The organism is Pseudomonadota bacterium, assembly GCA_030859565.1.
GTDB lineage: Bacteria > Pseudomonadota > Gammaproteobacteria > JACCXJ01 > JACCXJ01 > USCg-Taylor.
The window spans coordinates 1-2,395 of record JALZJW010000274.1 but is presented as its reverse complement, the minus strand read 5'-3'; the positions used below and the strand labels follow the sequence as shown (position 1 = coordinate 2,395).

Genomic DNA, 2,395 nt, shown 5'->3' with positions numbered 1-2,395 from the left:
ATCTTGGAGAAGGCCCTCGGCTCTGAGCATCCCGATGTGGCCCAAAACCTCAACAACCTGGCTTTGCTCTACAAAGCCCAAGGCCGGTACGGGAAAGCCGAGCCGCTCTATCAACGCGCGCTCGCCATCAAGGAGAAGGCCCTCGGCCACGAGCATCCCGATGTGGCCCTAAGCCTCAACAATTTGGCGGCGCTCTACCACAACCAAGGCCAGTACGGAAAGGCCGAGCCGCTCTTCCAACGCTCGCTCGCTATCTGGGAGAAAGCCCTCGGCCCCGAGCATCCCGATGTGGCCCAAAACCTCAACAACCTGGCGGCGCTCTACTACGCCCAAGGCCAGTACGGGAAGGCCGAGCCGCTGTATGAACGCGCGCTACAGATCCTGAAAAACGCCTTGCCGTCGGACCATCCAAACCTCGCTCAGTTGATGGAAAATTACTCAGCGTTACTTATCAAACTCAACCGCGATCCGGAGGAGACTCCTGATCACTAGAAAACGCTTAGAACAAACCGACGATCTTCCCCTGAGCGTCGATAGCGATCTTTTCGGACGCCGGGACTTTTGGCAGACCGGGCATGGTCATGATGTCACCGCAGATCATGACGATGAATTCGGCGCCGGCCGACAGCCCGACCTCGCGGATCGATCACGTGCCCGGCGACCTCTCCCCCGGTCTCTAGCTCGACGCGCCCGATCACGGTGGAATCAGCAGCATTCCATCCAAGCGTCTAGGATTTCGTCTTGGCAACATATTTCACCCCCGTAATGAGCTCGAAATCCGCGTCCTGGGTCCACAGGGTAGCGCCATAGGTTTGTGCGGTTGCCAGTAGGATGCTGTCGGCCATGGGAAGCCGGTATTCGATGCTCACTTTAGCCGCGACCAGGGCGAGCGACGCCGTAAGCTCGACGACCTGTCCTTGTTGCATGAGGGCCACGGCCTGAAGCGCCGCTCCCTCGCCGCGCTGTTGCAGAACGCGTTTGAACACCTCGTAAAGGCTCAAGGTCGGGACGAGCAGATCGCCGGTGGCCTCGATGGGGGGAGCGAAGAACTCGGCACTGGGGCCGTCGGCAAAGTATTCGAGCCAGCCGGATGAATCGACAACGTTCAGATGCGATCCCGCTCACGAGGAACATCCGTATCGATACCTTTTAGAAACCCCCTCACCGTTCTCGCCGTACGCAGTGGGATCAGCTCGATTCGGTCCTCGAAAAGAATGGCCTGTAGTTTTTGCCCCGGACTGAGCTTAAGCATGCCACGAATACTTTTAGGTATAACCACCTGATATTTAGGAGAAATTGTCAATGTTTCCACGAGAGTACCTATCGATAGATTACGCGTATGACAATTATAGCATCGATCGGCACAACAGAATGCAGTGCGCCCGTGTTGGAACGTGAGAACCTGTACCCCTGCGGCGAAAGGAGTGGTAGAACTGTGAGGGAGGTTTCTCAGTGGTCACGGACCCCTTCTTGGCCCTGTTACTGGCAGACCGAGCTGCCGTAGGATATCCGCGATCTGCCCGGCCTCCTGGTAGCCGCGCTGGGCGGCGGCCTGGTAGGCCCACACCAGCTGCTCGAGTGCCTCCCTGTGGTCTTCCTCGCGTCCGCGCTTGAGGAGCATCAGCGAAAGGTTCACGCGAGCTGATCACTAAACAACGCTTAGAACAAACCGACGACCTTACCCTCACCGTCGATATCGATCTTCTCGGCGGCCGGTACCTTCGGCAGACCGGGCATGGTCATGATGTCGCCGCAGATCATGACGATGAATTCGGCGCCGGCCGAGAGCCTGACCTCGCGGATGTTGATCACGTGACCGGCGGGGGCGCCCCGCGCCGCAATGTCGGTCGAGAATGAGTACTGGGTCTTGGCCACGCACACCGGATAGTGCCCGTAGCCGTCGTCTTGCAGCTTCTGGATCTGGGCCTTCACCTTGGCGTCCGCGGCGATTCCCTGCGCGCCATAGGTCTTGGTCGCGATCGCCTGCATCTTGTCCCACAAGGGGGCCGAGTCCTCGTACAAGAAACGGAAATTGCTTTGGCCCTTGGCGATCATTTCCACCACCGTGTGCGCCAGCTCCTCGGCGCCCTTGCCGCCCTCGGCCCAATGCCGCGCGAGCACAACCGGCGCGCCGTGCCCGGACATTTTGGTCTTGACCGATTCCACCTCGGCTTGGGTGTCCTGCGTGAAGTGATTGAGCGCCACGATACAGGGCAACCCGAACTGCGTGCCTATGTTGGAGACATGCCGCTCGAGATTCGTGAGTCCCTTCTCGAGCGCACCGAGGTTCTCGACGTTGAGGGATTTTAAGTCTACGCCTCCGTGGTATTTGAGCGCGCGGATGGTGGCCACGATGACCACCGCGTCGGGCCGCAAACCGGATTTCCGGCACTTG

The 2,395-nt window shown here is 59.3% G+C and carries 4 protein-coding genes and 2 pseudogenes; 1 reads left to right on the top strand and 5 read right to left on the bottom strand.

The genetic code is table 11. The features are described 5' to 3' along the window. A pseudogene (locus M3436_20680) lies at nt 1-447 on the top strand (tetratricopeptide repeat protein). Nucleotides 448-499: 52 nt separating this feature from the next. On the opposite strand, the pseudogene M3436_20675 reads toward M3436_20680, so the two are convergent. The 5 genes and pseudogenes from M3436_20675 to M3436_20655 all read right to left on the bottom strand — a co-directional run. Further along, nucleotides 500-643 (bottom strand): annotated as a pseudogene (locus M3436_20675) (formate--tetrahydrofolate ligase). An 85-nt stretch (nt 644-728) separates the two neighbouring features. Further along, nucleotides 729-1,109, bottom strand: a complete 381-nt coding sequence (locus M3436_20670) for a type II toxin-antitoxin system VapC family toxin (GenBank protein ID MDQ3566382.1) — start codon at nt 1,107-1,109, stop codon at nt 729-731. Further along, complete coding sequence (locus M3436_20665) at nt 1,106-1,312, bottom strand: AbrB/MazE/SpoVT family DNA-binding domain-containing protein (protein ID MDQ3566381.1); 207 nt, start codon at nt 1,310-1,312, stop codon at nt 1,106-1,108. Before M3436_20665 ends, M3436_20670 begins: the two co-directional genes overlap by 4 nt. Nucleotides 1,313-1,456: 144 nt before the next feature. Beyond that, nucleotides 1,457-1,636, bottom strand: coding sequence for a hypothetical protein (locus M3436_20660; GenBank protein ID MDQ3566380.1), 180 nt, complete (start codon nt 1,634-1,636; stop codon nt 1,457-1,459). 23 nt (nt 1,637-1,659) lie between these two features. After that, a partial coding sequence (locus tag M3436_20655) for a formate--tetrahydrofolate ligase (GenBank protein MDQ3566379.1) occupies nt 1,660-2,395 on the bottom strand: 736 nt, incomplete at its 5' end.